14 protein-coding genes and 1 tRNA gene are annotated in these 17047 nt (G+C 30.5%); 5 read left to right on the top strand and 10 right to left on the bottom strand.

Annotated elements, in window-relative coordinates:
• Positions 1 to 12 precede the first annotated feature (12 nt).
• Together ybeY and LPB248_RS11305 are read right to left on the bottom strand one after the other, a co-directional pair.
• Positions 13 to 432, bottom strand: a complete 420-nt coding sequence (ybeY, locus tag LPB248_RS11310; protein WP_177211524.1) for an rRNA maturation RNase YbeY — start codon at positions 430 to 432, stop codon at positions 13 to 15.
• Positions 429 to 3815, bottom strand: coding sequence for a DUF4175 family protein (locus LPB248_RS11305; protein WP_177211523.1), 3387 nt, complete (start codon positions 3813 to 3815; stop codon positions 429 to 431). The genes ybeY and LPB248_RS11305 overlap by 4 nt, the downstream gene beginning before the upstream one ends.
• Positions 3816 to 3979: 164 nt before the next feature.
• Here LPB248_RS11305 and gltX point away from each other — a divergent pair, with 164 nt between their 5' ends.
• Together gltX and LPB248_RS11295 are read left to right on the top strand one after the other, a co-directional pair.
• Entirely contained in the window at positions 3980 to 5485 is a 1506-nt protein-coding gene (gene gltX / locus LPB248_RS11300; RefSeq protein ID WP_177211522.1) for a glutamate--tRNA ligase, read from the top strand.
• 134 nt (positions 5486 to 5619) lie between these two features.
• The gene (locus tag LPB248_RS11295; RefSeq protein WP_177211521.1) at positions 5620 to 6603 is read left to right on the top strand and encodes an SPFH domain-containing protein; all 984 of its coding nucleotides are present in this window, start codon (positions 5620 to 5622) and stop codon (positions 6601 to 6603) included.
• Positions 6604 to 6623: 20 nt separating this feature from the next.
• On the opposite strand, the gene LPB248_RS11290 is transcribed toward LPB248_RS11295, so the two are convergent.
• The 5 genes from LPB248_RS11290 to LPB248_RS11270 all read right to left on the bottom strand — a co-directional run bounded on the left by LPB248_RS11290 (position 6624) and on the right by LPB248_RS11270 (position 11538).
• Positions 6624 to 6878, bottom strand: a complete 255-nt coding sequence (locus LPB248_RS11290) for a DUF6327 family protein (RefSeq protein ID WP_177211520.1) — start codon at positions 6876 to 6878, stop codon at positions 6624 to 6626.
• A gap of 2 nt (positions 6879 to 6880) precedes the next feature.
• Complete coding sequence (locus tag LPB248_RS11285) at positions 6881 to 7231, bottom strand: competence protein (protein ID WP_111422884.1); 351 nt, start codon at positions 7229 to 7231, stop codon at positions 6881 to 6883.
• A gap of 74 nt (positions 7232 to 7305) precedes the next feature.
• Complete coding sequence (locus LPB248_RS11280) at positions 7306 to 7632, bottom strand: YtxH domain-containing protein (protein ID WP_111378726.1); 327 nt, start codon at positions 7630 to 7632, stop codon at positions 7306 to 7308.
• Positions 7633 to 7725: 93 nt separating this feature from the next.
• Positions 7726 to 8205 carry a hypothetical protein gene (locus LPB248_RS11275; RefSeq protein WP_177211519.1) on the bottom strand — a complete coding sequence of 160 codons (480 nt, stop codon included), beginning with the start codon at positions 8203 to 8205 and terminating at the stop codon, positions 7726 to 7728.
• 1215 nt (positions 8206 to 9420) lie between these two features.
• Positions 9421 to 11538: a glutamine--tRNA ligase/YqeY domain fusion protein gene (locus tag LPB248_RS11270; RefSeq protein WP_177211518.1), complete on the bottom strand. Its 2118-nt coding sequence runs from the start codon at positions 11536 to 11538 to the stop codon at positions 9421 to 9423.
• 118 nt (positions 11539 to 11656) lie between these two features.
• Between LPB248_RS11270 and folB the strand changes: the two genes are divergently transcribed.
• Both folB and LPB248_RS11260 read left to right on the top strand, forming a co-directional pair.
• A complete protein-coding gene (gene folB, locus LPB248_RS11265; protein WP_177211517.1) occupies positions 11657 to 12016 on the top strand; it encodes a dihydroneopterin aldolase in 360 nt (119 codons plus the stop codon).
• Between the two features lie 94 nt (positions 12017 to 12110).
• Positions 12111 to 12181 (top strand) — tRNA-Cys (locus LPB248_RS11260).
• Between the two features lie 431 nt (positions 12182 to 12612).
• Here LPB248_RS11260 and LPB248_RS11255 read toward each other — a convergent pair.
• From LPB248_RS11255 to rnr, 3 genes are read right to left on the bottom strand one after another with little or no spacing between them, the layout of a single operon-like run.
• Complete coding sequence (locus LPB248_RS11255; RefSeq protein WP_177211516.1) at positions 12613 to 13293, bottom strand: LysE family translocator; 681 nt, start codon at positions 13291 to 13293, stop codon at positions 12613 to 12615.
• Positions 13294 to 13306: 13 nt separating this feature from the next.
• Positions 13307 to 13975 carry a head GIN domain-containing protein gene (locus LPB248_RS11250; protein WP_177211515.1) on the bottom strand — a complete coding sequence of 223 codons (669 nt, stop codon included), beginning with the start codon at positions 13973 to 13975 and terminating at the stop codon, positions 13307 to 13309.
• A 22-nt stretch (positions 13976 to 13997) separates the two neighbouring features.
• A complete protein-coding gene (rnr, locus tag LPB248_RS11245) occupies positions 13998 to 16181 on the bottom strand; it encodes a ribonuclease R (protein ID WP_177211514.1) in 2184 nt (727 codons plus the stop codon).
• A 110-nt stretch (positions 16182 to 16291) separates the two neighbouring features.
• Here rnr and LPB248_RS11240 point away from each other — a divergent pair, with 110 nt between their 5' ends.
• Positions 16292 to 16525, top strand: a complete 234-nt coding sequence (locus LPB248_RS11240) for a putative signal transducing protein (protein ID WP_177211513.1) — start codon at positions 16292 to 16294, stop codon at positions 16523 to 16525.
• The last annotated feature ends 522 nt before the right edge of the window (positions 16526 to 17047 follow it).

Genomic DNA, 17047 nt, shown 5'->3' with positions numbered 1-17047 from the left:
AAAGATGTTTAATTACTGTTCCACGTGAAACATCTTCATTTTCTCCTCTTCCTTCTGTCTCATTAATTGAGCTTCTTCCTCTGACTTATCTTTGTATCCACAGTAATGTAGTATACCATGAGATAGCACTCTTTTAAGTTCTTCAGCAAATGAAACATTGAAGTCTTTTGCATTATCTGCAACGCGTTCTACAGAAACAAAAATATCTCCATTTAACTCGTTACCAACTGAATAATCAAAACTAATTATATCAGTTAAAGTGTCGTGATCTAAATATTCTACATTGATTTTATGAAGATACTCATCATCACAAAATATATAATTGATTTCTCCTTCGTTCTTATTTTCAGAAACAATTACAGCACTCAACCAGTCACTAAAAGCCTGCTCGTCTCCTAAAGTAAAATCTGTTTCGTAATTAAAATTTATCATTTTGTATTAAAGTATTCTTGAACTTTTTGATTAAAATTCGAGCGCAAAGGTAGTGATTGTCTGTTTAATATCTCTACACTGTTTAAATATTCCAATAACGAATTAGGTAAAGCATTTGAACGATTAGTAAATTCAGCCTTATTTGTTTCAGATTGTCTTTGCGTATCTTGACCTTGTTGCTGAACTGCATTGTTTAATTCCCATAATTCTTGTTGGATATTTAGTATACGTTGCAAGTTCTCATTCTTAAATCCTTTGTTCAAAATCTGCTTTTCAGATTGTTTCATTTGGTCTATTACAGATTTACCTTGAGAATCTAAACCTTTCCTTGCTAATTCTTTTTGAAGCGCTTCTCTAAGTTTAACTTGCTCCTTGTAAATCTCCATTATAGCTTCAGCATCACCTTCTCCATCTTCTCCTTCATTACCGTTCTTCTCTCCTTTTCCGTTTTTACCATCTTTACCAGAAGAACCTTTATCTCCACTTTTATTACCTTGTCCTTCTTTACCTTGACCATTTTGCCCCTGCCCAGACTTTCCATCTTTACCTTCTCCAGGTTTATCTCCAGATTGCTGTCCAGGTTTCATACCATCTTTCATCTTATCAGCAAGTCCTTTTTGTTTCTGAATAATATCTGGCAATTGCATTCCTTGTCCGTCTCCTGGTTTAGGTTTCCCCGATCCCGGTTTAGACATAGACATCTGCATATTATTTAATAGATCACTCAAGAAATCGGCTAACTTATTGGCAGATGAAACTGCATATTGCTGGTGTGAAACTCCTCTTGGAATCTGTACATCAGTTAAAGTTTCAATCGCCTTGTCCATGTTGTATTGAACATTTCCTATTTCTTTAGTAACGTCTTCTGCTACTTTCGGATTACGTAATGAAAGTGCAAACAAACTGTCATCAACATGTCTAAACTGCTGTTTCAAATTCTGTTGAATCTTGATGTTTTTTGTAAATGTAGAAGAACCTAATTTCATTGCTTTAAACTGTTTCATCACATCTTCTTGCGACAAAGAATAAGCTAAAAGATTATCTAAAATTTGACGAAGCATTGCTACATCTTCTTCTAATTGTTCTTGTTCTCCACCTTCCATTTCGCTCTGCATTTCTTGAGCCATAGACTTCATTTTCTTTGCAGCACTTTTCTGTTTTGGTTTAGCTCCAGAAGTATTCTTTTTACTCAATTCTTCAGAAGCTTTATTAAGATCATTATCTACATCTTTTTCTTTAGAAGCATCTGATGGAATATCCAACGGTTTCTTCAAAGTCTTATTTTCTTCTTTCAAATCTTTTAAATCTTCCTGAATCTTATCAAAAGATTTATTGATTTCATCCTGCTTCTCTTTAGTATTTTCTTTCTCTTTATTTGATAACTGTTCCTGTTGTTCTGACAGTTTGTTTAGTTTCTCAGCAACCTGTTCTGCTTTCTTTGAAACATAAAAACGTTTGGTTAGCTCAACCAATTGTTCTAAATTACGAGATTGGTTTTTACTTATTTGTTTGAACTTTTCCATCTTATCAAACAGTTCTTCACTGTTTAATTTATCGTTCAAGTTCTTTAATTCATCTAATAATTTCTGATTCTTTTCTAAATCTTTCTGCGCATTATCTAAACGCTTTTGTAAATCTTCAGCAGTTTTATCTTTCTTATCATCTTTAAACTTATCTAAATTCTGATTCATTTTTTCAGAAAACTGTTTCATCATTTCGTCTTGTTGTTTCTGACGTTTGATAAAATCATTAATCTTTTGCTGATCTTTAAACTCTAAATTATCTTTCTCTTTTCCTGTATTCTGAAGCTTATCCATTTCTGAAATCTGCTTTGTTTGGTTCTTCAAAGATTTAGATAAACTATTGATGTTTTGATTTTGCTGTTGTAATTCTTGATCCTGAATTTCATCTGTTGTAGCTACACGATCTGAAAATGTAGAAGACTTTGTACTCTTAAATCCGTGTGGTGCATCGTTATCAAAAACTTCAAAATAGTACTCGTATGAAACTCCTTCTTCTACTGGAAGGTTACTTGGGAAATTAAAAACAAACTGATCGAACACTCCAGCCTTAACAGGAATGTTTCCACGCTTTGCAGATTGTGGTTTGTTACGCTCGTAATACACAATTTGCAGTTTCAAAAGTCCGTAATCATCACCTAATCTTCCCAAAATATAGTTCTTATCCAACTTTAAACTATCAGGCGCAGGACCAACATTTATCGTTGGAAACTGATCTTTGATAACTGACAGCTGATAATCTAGTTTTTCGTAGTTTTTAACCTTATTGTTTGACGTAAGAATTTGATATTCTGCGTTTTGACCAATATTTTTACTCAATTTAAAGTCATTTTCTGTCTTATTGAACTTAAATACTTCATTATCTCTTTTCCATACTACTTCTTGTGTAGATTTAGTATTCATTTTCCAAGTTACGGTCGTTCCTTCGGGTACAATTGCATTTCCAGTTCCTTGAATTGTCTCTGATTTTTTCTTTAGATAAGATGGAAAATTCAAAACCATTTCGAAGTTTGCAATTGACGGAACTGTGATTACTTTCAATTCGTATTCTTCTGAAACAACAGAATTTCCTTCAAAAGAAAATTGAATATTCTCAGCTGGTTTCTCCACTTTAAATTCAAACTTTCCAGGTTGAGAAGATTCCATAAAATAGCTTTCATTTCCAATATGAATCATGACATTCTCAGGAACTACATTTCCAACAGATTCCATTTTGATAACGAAATCTTTATTTTGTTCTGCTTGCAAATTAGAATTCAAAACCACAAACTTGAAAGGAGCTGGTGGCAAAAATGCAGAATTGAAATGCACTACTCTATTCAAACTTTGAGAAATAATATTACTATTTCCTGAAATATAAAACACAGCAAAAAGTAAAATTGGTATTAAAGCTAATGGCAAGTATTTTTTATTTGCTTTAAAATTGATTGCATTTCCAAATGGAATTGGTTGCAAAGAATTTGCTTTTTGCTCAATTGAAGCTAAAACCAATTCTGAACTTTCGGAATTATTTTCAGAAGACAATTGTAAAAAGTTAGTCAGCTTATCACTTACTTCTGTAAAATGATTTCCAATAATTTTAGAAGCTTGAGTATAATCTATTCCTTTTTGAAGTTTGAACAACTTGAACAATGGAAAAAGAATTAAACGAACTAAAAGGAAAACTTCAACTCCAACAAATAACCAAAAAAGAAAAGTTCTTCCTAATGGTTTTAACCAAAGAAAGTACTCCACAAAAAGCGTAAACAAAAAATACAACAACCCAAAACCGGTAAAAAGTAATATGCCTTTTATCAGTTCGTTGGTATAATATTTCTTAATGAAAGCCTCTAGCTTTTGATATATCGCAGATGTTGTTTTCAAAATAAATCTGTTTTAATTATAACCCATAAAAGTAGTAATTATAATAATACCTTTTTTAGATTCTAAGTTACTAAGACGCTAAGGTTCTAAGATTTTAAAATCTAAAATCAACATTCTGAAATCTAAAATCATAAAACGTATCTTTGCAACAAAATTTTAAACAAATGTCAAAGCAAGTTCGTGTGCGTTTTGCACCAAGTCCGACTGGACCGTTACATATTGGCGGAGTTCGTACTGCCTTATTTAATTATTTATTTGCAAAGAAACATAATGGTGTTTTTTATCTGAGAATTGAAGATACAGATCAGACTCGTTTTGTTCCAGGTGCAGAAGCTTACATTATGGAAGCTCTAGAATGGTTAGGAATTGCTCCTGAAGAAACAGTTGGGAAAAATGAAAAATTTGGTCCATATAGACAAAGCGAACGTAAAGATTTATACCAACAATATGCAGATCAGTTGATCAATTCTGGTTGGGCATATTATGCTTTTGATACTCCGGAAGCTTTGGATGCACATAGAAAACAACACGAAGCTGAAGGAAAAACATTTATTTACAATCACCATAATCGTGAAAAGTTAGATACATCATTGGTAATTTCTGCAGAAGAAACTGCTAAAAGAATTGCAAATGGAGAACATTATGTAATCCGTTTTAAAACTCCAGTTGATGAAACTTTGCATTTGAAAGATATCATTCGTGGAGATGTGAAGTTTGAAACTAATCTTTTGGATGATAAAGTTCTTTTCAAAAGTGACGGAATGCCAACGTATCATTTAGCCAATATTGTTGATGATCATTTAATGGAAACTTCACATGTAATTCGTGGTGAAGAATGGTTGCCTTCTATGCCACTTCACGTTTTATTATACAAAGCATTTGGTTGGGAAGCTCCAGAATTTGCACATTTACCTTTGATTTTGAAACCAGTTGGAAATGGTAAATTATCAAAAAGAGATGGAGACAAAATGGGATTCCCAGTATTTCCATTAGAATGGAAAACTGAAGAAGGAGTTTCATCTGGTTATAGAGAAAAAGGATTTTTCCCAGAAGCTGTTGTAAACTTCCTTGCTCTTTTGGGATGGAATGATGGAACTGATAAAGAATTATTTTCTTTAGAAGAATTGGCTCAATCTTTTGATTTGAACAGAGTTCACAAAGCTGGAGCAAAATTTGATCCAGAGAAAAACAAATGGTTCAACCACCAATATTTAATAAAACAAAATGATGCCGATTTAGCAAAAACCTTCTCTCCTATTTTAGAAGAAAAAGGCATTGATGTTTCTAAATATGATCTTACGAGAATCGTTTCATTAATTAAAGAAAGAGCAAACTTTGTTTCAGAATTTTGGGATCTGACAGATTTCTTTTTCCAAGCGCCAACATCTTATGATGAGAAAGCAAGCAAAAATTGGAAAGAAGAAACTCCAACTTTAATGCAGGAACTGATTTCTGTTTTAGAAAATATTGAAGATTTTACTTCTGTAAATATAGAAGCAATCGTAAAAGATTGGTTAACCAAAAACGAAATCGGAATGGGTAAAGTAATGCAACCTTTCCGTCTAAGTTTGGTTGGAGCTCTTAAAGGTCCTCACCTATTTGACATTGTTGAAATCATTGGAAAAGAAGAAACTATTTCTAGAATCCAGAAAGCAATTGAAACTTTATAATTAAAATTTCATTTAAAAATAGAAACGCTAAGTAACATCACAAAAATGTTCTTAGCGTTTTTTTAATGTTTGATAATTCCTTTTTAGAAGAATTTTCGTAATTTACCGAAATTCATAAATTAAACTAAATAACCATGAGTACAGCATTTATTATCTTTTTAGTATTGGCATTCTTCATTTTCATGTCGTCTTTCTTTACTGTAAAACAGCAATCGTCTGTTATTATCGAACGATTTGGAAAATTTCAGAGTGTAAGAAATTCAGGATTACAACTTAAAATTCCGTTGGTTGACAGATTGGCCGGACGTGTAAATCTTAAAATTCAGCAATTGGATGTTATCATTGAAACTAAAACTAGAGACAACGTTTTTATTAAAATGAAAGTTTCAGTTCAGTTCAAAGTAATCCAGGAAAAAGTATATGAAGCTTTTTATAAACTTGAATATCCACACGATCAGATTACTTCTTATGTTTTTGACGTAGTTCGTGCTGAAGTTCCAAAACTAAAATTGGATGACGTTTTTGAAAGAAAAGATGATATTGCAGTTGCAGTAAAACGCGAATTGAACGAAGCAATGTCAACTTACGGATATGATATCATCAATACTTTGGTTACTGATATTGATCCAGACATTCAGGTAAAAAATGCAATGAATAGAATCAATGCTGCCGATAGAGAAAAAACTGCTGCTGAATTTGAAGCAGAAAGTTCAAGAATTAGAATCGTTGCAAAAGCAAAAGCCGAAGCAGAAAGTAAACGTTTACAAGGACAAGGTATTGCAGATCAGCGTCGTGAAATTGCAAGAGGTCTTGTAGAAAGTGTTGAAGTTTTGAACCAAGTTGGAATCAATTCTCAAGAAGCTTCTGCTTTAATTGTAGTAACACAACATTATGATACTTTACAAGCAATTGGAGCTGACGCAAATTCTAATTTAATTTTACTTCCTAATTCTCCTCAAGCTGGTAGTGACATGTTAAATAATATGGTCGCATCATTTACTGCATCAAACCAAGTTGGCGAAATGATGAAAAAACATAATAAAAAAGTCGACAAACCAAAACCAATTCAGAGACAATCTGGTTATGAAGATGACATTCAACCGGAAGACCAACAATAATATAAAAATGAAAAAGAGGCTTAATCGCCTCTTTTTCTATTTATAAACCAACCAATTACATAAGGTAAAATGGTCTGTAGAATTTTTACATAAGAATTGGAAAAGTAATCTGTGTAAGATGAAATAAAACCATTTACAATATTTTGCGGTGTGATACTTTCCTTGGTTTTCTGAAAACTCAAAACCAATTTCTGATAATTGATTTCTTTTTCTAATTTCAAAATTTCTAGATCTCTTTCAATCTCAGCATACGAAGAGTATTTTTTTCTTTCCATAATTAATCATTAAAAAAGATTTCTGAAAATTTCTCTAGGATTGGTCCTTCAACAAATTTATCTTTTATAAAGAAAAGCAAAATAGTTATTACCAAATAGATCCCTCCTACCGTCAAAAATCCGAGGGCATTACTTTCAAACAAAGAACCAAAAGCATACGCTGCGGCAAAAGATCCAAAAATCATCACCATACTGAAACACAATAAAATCAAAGTAAACTTAAAGATCAAAGTTGTAGATTTCATTGCAACTTTAAAACCCCAAAGTTTATAATAAGCTAAGTGACTATCAATATATTCTTTAGCCTGATCTTGAACTTTTTCGGTGTTCTCTTTTAATTCTTCAAAAGCCATATTTAAAATTTTAGATAAAAAAAAGCACAAAACTTTCTTATAAAAATAAGCAAGTAATGTGCTCTATAAAAATATTATTTCTGAAGTTTAGCGTTTTGTGCTTTTAATTCAGCCAATTTAGTTTCTAAAAAAGTAATTACTTCTTCTGTTTTATGGCTGACATTAGAAAGTAACTCATTCAAAGTTCCGTCAAGATTATGAGTAGCACTCGTAAATTTTTCACGAAGAACTTCAGAGCTCGCATCAAAAGAATCTTTCAGATTATGTTTAGCATCATCGATACCTTCCTTAATTTTTGCTCTTGTTTTTGATCCTTTATCTGGAGCAAATAAAATTCCAATTGCCGCTCCTGCAGCCGCTGCAGCCAAAATTGCTGCTGCTGTATTTAAATTCTTAGACATGATAGTTACAATTTAAAATTATTAATAAAGATACTCTTTTTTAAAATGATAAAACTTTGATTAATTGTAATTTACAAAAAATTAACAATCTTATTAATACACATAAGCTACAGCTTCGTACTTACCATCTGCTTTTTCAATAATGCTAACAAAAGGATAACCATTTGAAGCCGATTTAGATTTAATTCTCATAGCAGTCTGGTTCTGATTTGCAATTGGCGGTTCACCTTTTGTCCTTGTTGAGACTCCAGTAAAACTTGCCACCTGTTTCAGTCCTATTGTTTTTTCTTGCGGAAGAACAGTTACCATTTTGTAATCGTCTTTTGAGTCAACTACTATTTTATCAGAAACTTTTTGAGTTTGTTTTGTTTCTTTATTTGTAATAGATGAAACTGCATATTTACTGATTTTGATTTCTTCAGAACTTCCGTTTAAAGAATAGTAAACAAAACCATTTTCAGATTTAATAAAATTTACATCAAGCTGTTCCCCGTTGTGTTTTGTAATTTGATGTGTTTGCGAAATTGCAACGTTTGCAAATAATAGCGCTACTGCGAAATATAAAATTTTCATGATAAATTAGATTTAAATTAAAAATTGTCAGACCTGAAATTTAAAAACTAAACTTTCACTCAAACTCAACATTATGGTATTTTGTACATTATGACACAATTTGAAAAAATATCTTTTACGGGAAATATTATCAGAATTACATCATAATAAAAATGCGAACATAAAATTGTCTTTTTAGGAAATCAGTTTTGAAAATCTATTGTCATAAAAATTACGAGTTTCTAAAAACAATAAATTTCAACTTAGATTCTTTTCGGCAAATTTTAATTTTTTACAAAAATCATCTCTGACTTTTGGTATTGAGTTAAAAATAGCAGTTTTATAAACAATTGTGTGTTAACAACCCGTTAAACTGACTAAAATAACAGTAAAAACTAAAATAAAGACCGTAAATAAACAATAATTCAAAAAATGAATCATATATCAATTCAACTTAAAAAACGTCTTAAAATCAATTTATGAAGGTTGAAATAGATCTATAAAAACTATTATTTTTATATTTTTAATCATTTTTATAAATAATAATTAAAAACTTAAATTTTAAAATATCAATCATTAAAATTTATAAATACAAAATTGAAGTTAAAGACTTTAAAATAATAAAAAACTATAATTTTAAATTTTATAGTCAATTTTATAAATAATAAATATAAACTTAATTTTAAATAATAATAATAATCAAAACTTATAATAATAAAAATTGAAGTCAAAATTAAAAAAATAAGAAAAAACTTTAATTTTAGTTTTTAGAAGAAAAATTGGAACTAAAAAAAGCAAAAAATTAAAATAAAGAATTTTAAGGAATGAAAAACAAAAAAAGGTCTTCTCTACTCGACTATTTTTTATTCTTCTTTAAAATTAAATTATGAAAGTCACTTTTAATCTATAAAATAAATAAAGATATTTGTTTTAATAGATTTTATAAATAATAGATAAAATACTTAAAATAATATATTATTAATAATTAAAATTTATTATTAAGTATTTAAAAACAAAAATTGAACGTAAAAAAAATACAAAATCAAAATAAAGCTTTCTAATAGATTTAAATTAAAAAAATGAATTCCTTATCCAACAAAATTTTATTTTCGATTAAATTAAATTTATGAAAGTTACTTTTAATCTATAAAAATTATAAAATTTAAATTTTTAATAGTTAACCTATATAATAAAAAAAAGCGCTTATAAAAGCGCTTTTAATAAATTTAGTTGATATTACTTCTTCACCATTTCAGAAAGAATTTCAATTTCTCTTTCAGAAGCATTTTTTGGTGGATTTGAATATAATTTTAAAATTTCGTCTGAAAATTGATTTCTCACATCTTCACTTTCAATATCTCTTAAATTTAAGAGTGCTTTTGATCTAACATAAGTCGATTCACTTTTTAGAGACATTGAATATAATTTTTTGATATCTTCTTCTTCAAAATCTGTTGATTTCCAGTTTGAATATTTCAAAATAAACTGAGAAAACAGCAGCGAAGCCTTATTATTGTTGATATTCTTCTTTAAAGAATTCTGTAAAAGTGAAAAAGTAGAGATATTTTTGATGTTCTCCCCTATTGCACTTTCAATTGCAATTCTTTCTGGTTTAGTCTCAACTTTAAAATATTTGTTGATATCTTTCAAAGAATTATTGATGCTGTTTTCTTCTTTTTTACCTTTTTCTTCCCAAGCATCTTTCAATCCAACAGTTTTGTTAAATACTAATTTTGAAGCAGTTGAGTCTTTATCAACAGTAAAATATCCTAAACGTTGAAACTGAAATTTATCTTCATTTTGAGCTGTTGATAAACTTGGTTCAACATATCCAGTTACAATTTCTAATGAATTTGGATTCACAAAATCCAAGAAATTCTTCTCTTTATAACTGTCCGGAGCTTCATCTGTAAACAAACGATCGTACAAACGAACTTCTGCTTCCAAAGCATGTTTGATAGAAACCCAATGCAATGTTCCAGATACTTTTCTTTGGCTTGCTTCTGTCCCACTTCCGCTTAAAGAATCGGTATCATACGTTACATGAATTTCTGTGATATTTCCGTTTTCATCTTTTATAACAGATTCACCTTTAATAATATAAGCATTTTTAAGACGAACTTCTTTTCCTAAAGTCAAACGAAAAAACTTAGCTGGAGCTTCTTCCAAAAAGTCTTCTCTTTCAATATATAATTCACGAGAAAAAGGTACTTTTCTGAAACCAGCATTTTCATCTTCCTGATTGTTCTCTGCTTCTAACCATTCTTCTTTTCCTTCTGGATAATTTGTAATTACCAGTTTTACTGGATCTAAAACAGCCATTACACGAGGTGCAATTTTGTTCAAATCTTCGCGAATGCAGAATTCTAAAACCGAAACATTTATCAAATTATCACGCTTTGCAATACCAATTGTGTTAGCAAAATTACGTAATGAAGCAGCTGTATAACCACGTCTTCTTAATCCAGAAATGGTTGACATTCTTGGATCATCCCAACCGTTAACATGCTTTTCTTTAACTAGTTGCTGTAATTTTCTCTTACTAACAACAGTATGTGATAAGTTACGTCTGGCAAATTCTCTTTGCTTTGGACGCAATTTATTATCATCAAAAATCTGATCTAAAAACCAATCGTATAATTCACGGTGAGGCAAGAATTCTAGTGTACAAAATGAGTGAGAAATTTGTTCTAAATAATCACTTTGTCCGTGTGCCCAATCGTACATTGGATAAATTTTCCAGGCATCTCCAGTTCTATGGTGATGTTTGTGTAAGATTCTGTACATGATAGGATCACGCATTAACATGTTTGTTGATTTCATGTCAATTTTTGCACGAAGAATATGAGTACCAGCCTCAAATTCACCATTTTTCATTCTTTCGAATAAATCTAAATTTTCTTCAACAGAACGATTTCTGTACGGACTATCAGTTCCTGGAGTTGTTGGAGTTCCTTTTTGGATCGCCATTTCTTCAGAAGATTGACTATCAACATAAGCTTTATCTTTCTTAATTAAGAAAACTGCCCAATCATATAATTGTTGGAAATAATCTGATGCATAACATTCTTCAGCCCAAGTATATCCTAACCATTCCACATCTTTTTTAATAGCATCAACAAATTCCTGTTCTTCTTTTTCAGGGTTTGTATCATCAAAACGTAAATTCACAGGAGATTGATAATCAATTCCTAAACCAAAATTTAACGCAATAGAACTCGCGTGCCCAATGTGTAAATAACCATTAGGTTCTGGTGGAAAACGAAAGCGAAGTTTAGTATTTGAAAGACCTGATTTTACGTCTTCCTCTATGATTTGTTCAATAAAATTGAGTGATTTCTCTTCTGATGCCATTATTTTATAGTAATTTTAGCAAAGATAAAAAAGTTTATAGTTTATAGTTTATGGTTTATGGTTTTCTTTGGAAACTTACTCTAAACTTGAAACTTAAAACCTGAAACTAAATTTAGAAATGGGAGTTATAAAATTGAAAAATATCCGTACTTTTTCTTACCACGGATGTTTAATTGAAGAAGGAAAAATTGGATCTGATTATACTGTTGATCTAAAAATTAAAACTAATTTACAGAAATCAGCAGAAACAGATCATCTTTTAGATACTGTTGATTATGTTCATTTGAACAAAATTGTAGCGGAAGAAATGGCAATTCGTTCGCATTTATTGGAACATGTGGCTAAAAGAATCAATATTCGTGTACTGGCTGAGATAGAAATGGTAGAAAAAACAACAGTTTGGGTTTCTAAAATTAATCCGCCTATTGGTGGTGATGTTGAGTCAGTTACTATAAAAATGACGGAAATTAGAAAGTAATCTTTAAAATTAAAATCCTAAAATTTTAAAATAGTTACTATGAAACTTTTGAAATTTAAAGATTTTAGTTACTTTTGCCAACCGTTCAAGTAATGGCGTCGTGGCCGAGCGGCTAGGCTGGGCTCTGCAAAAGCTCCTACTCCGGTTCGAATCCGGACGATGCCTCAAAAAGAGATACAGAAATGTGTCTCTTTTTTTTATGTCTAATTTTTAGAAAAAATTAATTAAAATATATGTTCGAATCCAGACGATACCTTAAAACCTTCAAATTGCTTTGAAGGTTTTTTTTATGTTTAATTTTTAAATTTTACAAGTAAACCCGACAGGTTTTAAAAACCTGTCGGGTTTGTTATTTTATGAAGATTATCCACAATCTTGTCATTTCGACGTAAAGAGAAATCTTCACTAGAAGCTCTACAAAGATTGGATAATTGTTGCGGAGTTACTTGCGGAGATTTCTGCTTCGTCGAAATGATAAACTGTTGTCAACTTTGTCAAAGTTTAAAACTTTAACAAAGTTCTAAACTAACAGTTATAAACACAAAAAAACCTCTGAAATTCAGAGGTTTAATTTTACATTTTTGAGTTATTAACAACTACTTCTTGTCTATTCTTTCGAAAGCATTTTTAACCATTTCCTTTTCTTTTGGAAACCAACCTTGAACTACTAATGCAAATCCAAAGATCATTAAAACAACGCTAATTCCTTTTTTGATTTTAAGAATATTAGTTGGAGTCATTTTTGATTTTAATTGTTTGGCTAATAAAATTTTAGCACAATCAATTAATAAATAAGTGATAATTACAGCAGTAAAAAATGTCATCATTCTTGAAGTCTGCATATCTAATTTTGGCCCGACAGAAATAATAACTGCAAGCCAAAAACCAAGAACACCAATGTTAATAACGTTCAATAAAAACCCTTTTACAAATAGACTTCCATAGTTTCTTTTCAAGATATCGCGATCTATTTCTTCATCGTTTATTTTCTCTTCTTTCTTTAGTTTTACAAACGAAATAATTCCGTAAGTAAGCATAATTATTCCTCCAAAAATAAAAAGCGCTGGATCGTCTTTTAAACTAGAAATCAGTCTATAACTTCCAAGATAAGCAATAGCAATAAAGAATATATCGCCCAATACTACGCCTAAATCAAATACAATTGCAGCTCTAAATCCTTTTGTTATACTGGTTTCTAATAAAACAAAAAATACCGGACCTACCATAAAACTAAGAACAAGTCCCCAGGGAAGTCCCGCTAGAATATCGTTAATCATCAATTACAACTTGTTATTTTACTTCTTCTATTTTACCACCAAAAACAGTTTTCTGGTTTATTTGCTTTGGTTTTCCATAAATGTAAATAGAGCCTCCTGCGCTCACTTTTGCATCGACAAGGGTAGAAGCATTAACATCGGCTTTTCCTCCCGCAGAAACGCTTACAGTAGTCTGAGACGTCTCTAATTTACTTGCTAGCAAATATCCTCCTGCTCCTAAACTTGCATCTTGATTTGCTGCTTTACCAGTTAAAGTAATTTTACCTCCTGAAACTGAACTTACTTTTAGTTTATCAACATCCAAATCAACGTTAATAATACCACCTTCTTGAGCACTAACCTTAAAAGAAGTTGCTTTAATAGCTTCACTGCTATTTACCTCTGCTCCTTCATTAACATCTATTAATTCTAAATGTTTGTAATACAAAGTTACTTGAAGGTCATTTCCTGAAAGGAGTTTTGGAAAAGGCATTCTTAATTTCAGAATTCCATTTTTATTCACAGCCTCTAGTTCTGCTTCTCTTGTTCCTTTTATAACAATTTTATTTTCAGATGACTGAACTAATTTTACACTTAATTTATCAAATACTTTTACGGTATCAAAATCTCCTAACTCTTTGGTAACTTGACCAAAAGACATTTGTACAAATAAAATTGCTGCTCCTATAATTAGCTTTTTCATACTTTTATTTTTAAATTAATATTTATTCTGCTCTTCTTAAAAAGTGAAAATCAAGTTGTTTTTTCACTAAGTCAGCATTTTTTACTTTTACATAAATCTCGTCTCCCAATTGCAATAAACGGTTTGAAGTAGCCCCAACCAATGCATATTGTCTTTCATCAAAAGTATAGTAATCTTCTTTTATTTCTCTGATTCTTACCATTCCTTCGCATTTATTCGAAACGATTTCAACATAAATTCCCCATTCAGTAACACCAGAAATAACTCCAAGGAATTCTTCGTCCTGATGATCCTGCATGTATTTAACCTGCATGTATTTAATACTATCTCGCTCAGCATTTGTTGCTAAGTTTTCCATGTTTGAACAATGCAGACATTTTGTTTCGTAAGTTTCTTCGTCTACAGAAGCTCCTCCATCCAAATAATACTGCAACAAACGGTGTACCATAACGTCTGGATAACGACGAATTGGCGAAGTGAAATGGCTGTAATAATCAAAAGCCAAACCATAATGACCAATATTATCAGTCGAATATTTAGCTTTACTCATACTTCTAATAGCAAGAGTATCAATAAGATTTTGTTCTTTCTTACCGTTTACTTCTTCCATCAAAGCATTGATTGATTTAGCTATATCACCTTTTGTTCTAAAATCAATCTTATAACCAAACTTAGCAATTACAGTTTGCATTGCAACCAGTTTATCTTCATTTGGTTCGTCGTGAATACGGTAAACAAACGTTTTCTTTTGTTTTCCAATATATTCTGCTACTTTTCTGTTAGCCAAAAGCATAAATTCTTCAATCAAATGATTAGCATCTTTTGATATTTTAAAATATACTCCTTCTGGTTCTCCTTCTTCGTTAAGATTAAATTTCACTTCAACTTTATCAAAAGAAATAGCGCCTTGCTGCATTCTTTTCTTTCTTAAAATCTTAGCTAATTCATCTAGTTTTAAAGTAGCTTCAACAATTTCATCTGAAACCACATAAGATTCTCCTGTAATAGAAATATCAACTGGAATCGTATTATTTCCTTTTGTTTCAATAATATGCTGAGCCTCTTCATAAGCAAAACGCTGATCTGAATAAATTACCGTTCTTCCAAACCATTGGTCAATAACTTGTGCAGTTGGAGAAACTTCAAATACGGCAGAGAATGTATATTTCTCTTCATTTGGGCGTAACGAACAGGCAAAGTTAGACAATACTTCAGGAAGCATTGGCACTACTCTATCTACTAAATAAACTGAAGTAGCTCTTTGATATGCTTCATCATCCAAGATTGTTCCTTCTTCTAAATAATACGAAACATCGGCAATATGAATTCCTATTTCGAAATTTCCATTTTCTAACTTTTTGAAAGACAAGGCATCATCAAAATCTTTTGCATCCTTTGGATCTATCGTAAACGTTAGAGTATCACGCATATCACGACGCTTTGCAATCTCAGATTCCTGAATCGAAGTATCTAGTTTTTGTGCAAAAACTTCTACTTCAACAGGAAAATCTGCTGGCAATCCGTATTCTGCTAAAATAGCATGAATTTCAGTATTATGTTCTCCAGGTTTTCCTAAAACTCGAATTACAGATCCAAACGGACTATCGGCTCTTTTTGGCCAGTCTTCAATCTTAACCAAAACAACATCACCGTTTTCTGCTTCACCAATTTTATCTTTAGGGATAAAAATATCGGTATACATTTTAGGGTTTGCAGTCGAAACAAAAGCAAAGTTGGGTTGCATATCAATTACACCTACAAACTCTGTTTTATCTCTTTCTATAACTTCAATTACTTCACCTTCAGGTCTTTTTCCTTTTCTTCTGTTATAAACGTAGACTTTAACTTTATCTTTATCTAACGCACGATTCAAATTATTGGTCGGAATAAAAACATCTTCTTCAAATTCATCACAAATAAAATATGCCGTTTTTCTGCTCGTCATATCTATCGTTCCTTCGTAGTAATCCTGGCTTATTGCTTTTACTAAGTATTTTCCAGGTTCTGTTTCTATAATCTTTTTTTGAGCTGCCAGTATTTTTAAATCTTTTATAATCTGGTTTCTGCTTTTAGTATCGTCTAATTCAAGCTTTGCTCCTATCTGTTTATAATTGAATGGTTTATTAGCATTTTGCGATAAAATCTTAAGTATTTTTCCAGAGAAATCTTTCTCTTTTTTTATCGGCTTTCTAATTTTCTTACTCATATATCTTTTCTTATAAGGTTTAAAATTACAAATAAGAAATCAGATTATAGATTTTAACAATTAGAATTATTAAAATTATAACTTTTCGTACATTTACAAAAACAGCCTTTATGGAAAGCTTTCAAACCATCGCCGTATTCAATTATCAGCACGAAACAGTGGTTCTCAAACACTTACTGGAACAAGAAGGAATACCTTATTTTTTTGAAAACGAAATGACACTCTCTGTCGTTCCTTTATACTCAGCGGCACTGGGTGGAATCAAACTCAAAGTACATCCAAACGATTTCGAGGAAGTCCAACAAATTCTGGACAATCTCAACAATCCTCTCAAAATCGTCTGAAACAAGATTCAAAAACAAATTCAAATCAAGAGTAAAATTCAAATTAAATTTTTTTTTTCCTTTTCAACCTTTTTTAGTTTTCAACATATATTAAATACAACAAAAAAGATTTTTAAAAATTTAAAAAAATTTGTTGGTTATTATAGTGTGTTAATATGTCGAATAAATTTATTTTTAAAAGTATTGAAATGAAGTTTCTCTTAGTTATTCTTAGTTATCAACATAGTTATTTTTAGTTAAAATACTTATTTATAAGACTTTTTGTATTTTAATTAACAACGGTTGACAACCAAAATTGAATTCATTTTGTAGATAAGTTGATATGTTGATTTCTGTTGAAAATGCCATTTTTGATATTGATAACTTTTCCAAAAATTCACGAAACTTTTCTTGCATAATTCAATCCAGTTTTGGATTAGGTATTTTTTTGATACAACCAAAAAAAACTTCTAATTTTCTTTTCGAACTTATTAACATTTTCTGTTAACTTAAAGTTAATTGAATATCAAGCAATTACAAACT

Origin of the sequence: Flavobacterium sp. LPB0248, from assembly GCF_013388355.1 — a bacterium.
GTDB lineage: Bacteria > Bacteroidota > Bacteroidia > Flavobacteriales > Flavobacteriaceae > Flavobacterium.
This window is presented reverse-complemented; position numbering and strand designations above follow the sequence as displayed.

What these genes read in the sequence shown, in the direction of transcription:
- ybeY (WP_177211524.1), bottom strand. Translation starts at nt 432, where the DNA reads ATGATAAATTTTAATTACGAAACAGATTTTACTTTAGGAGACGAGCAG.
- gltX (WP_177211522.1), top strand. Translation starts at nt 3,980, where the DNA reads ATGTCAAAGCAAGTTCGTGTGCGTTTTGCACCAAGTCCGACTGGACCG.
- LPB248_RS11295 (WP_177211521.1), top strand. Translation starts at nt 5,620, where the DNA reads ATGAGTACAGCATTTATTATCTTTTTAGTATTGGCATTCTTCATTTTC.
- LPB248_RS11290 (WP_177211520.1), bottom strand. Translation starts at nt 6,878, where the DNA reads ATGGAAAGAAAAAAATACTCTTCGTATGCTGAGATTGAAAGAGATCTA.
- LPB248_RS11285 (WP_111422884.1), bottom strand. Translation starts at nt 7,231, where the DNA reads ATGGCTTTTGAAGAATTAAAAGAGAACACCGAAAAAGTTCAAGATCAG.
- LPB248_RS11280 (WP_111378726.1), bottom strand. Translation starts at nt 7,632, where the DNA reads ATGTCTAAGAATTTAAATACAGCAGCAGCAATTTTGGCTGCAGCGGCT.
- LPB248_RS11275 (WP_177211519.1), bottom strand. Translation starts at nt 8,205, where the DNA reads ATGAAAATTTTATATTTCGCAGTAGCGCTATTATTTGCAAACGTTGCA.
- LPB248_RS11270 (WP_177211518.1), bottom strand. Translation starts at nt 11,538, where the DNA reads ATGGCATCAGAAGAGAAATCACTCAATTTTATTGAACAAATCATAGAG.
- folB (WP_177211517.1), top strand. Translation starts at nt 11,657, where the DNA reads ATGGGAGTTATAAAATTGAAAAATATCCGTACTTTTTCTTACCACGGA.
- LPB248_RS11255 (WP_177211516.1), bottom strand. Translation starts at nt 13,293, where the DNA reads ATGATTAACGATATTCTAGCGGGACTTCCCTGGGGACTTGTTCTTAGT.
- LPB248_RS11250 (WP_177211515.1), bottom strand. Translation starts at nt 13,975, where the DNA reads ATGAAAAAGCTAATTATAGGAGCAGCAATTTTATTTGTACAAATGTCT.
- rnr (WP_177211514.1), bottom strand. Translation starts at nt 16,181, where the DNA reads ATGAGTAAGAAAATTAGAAAGCCGATAAAAAAAGAGAAAGATTTCTCT.
- LPB248_RS11240 (WP_177211513.1), top strand. Translation starts at nt 16,292, where the DNA reads ATGGAAAGCTTTCAAACCATCGCCGTATTCAATTATCAGCACGAAACA.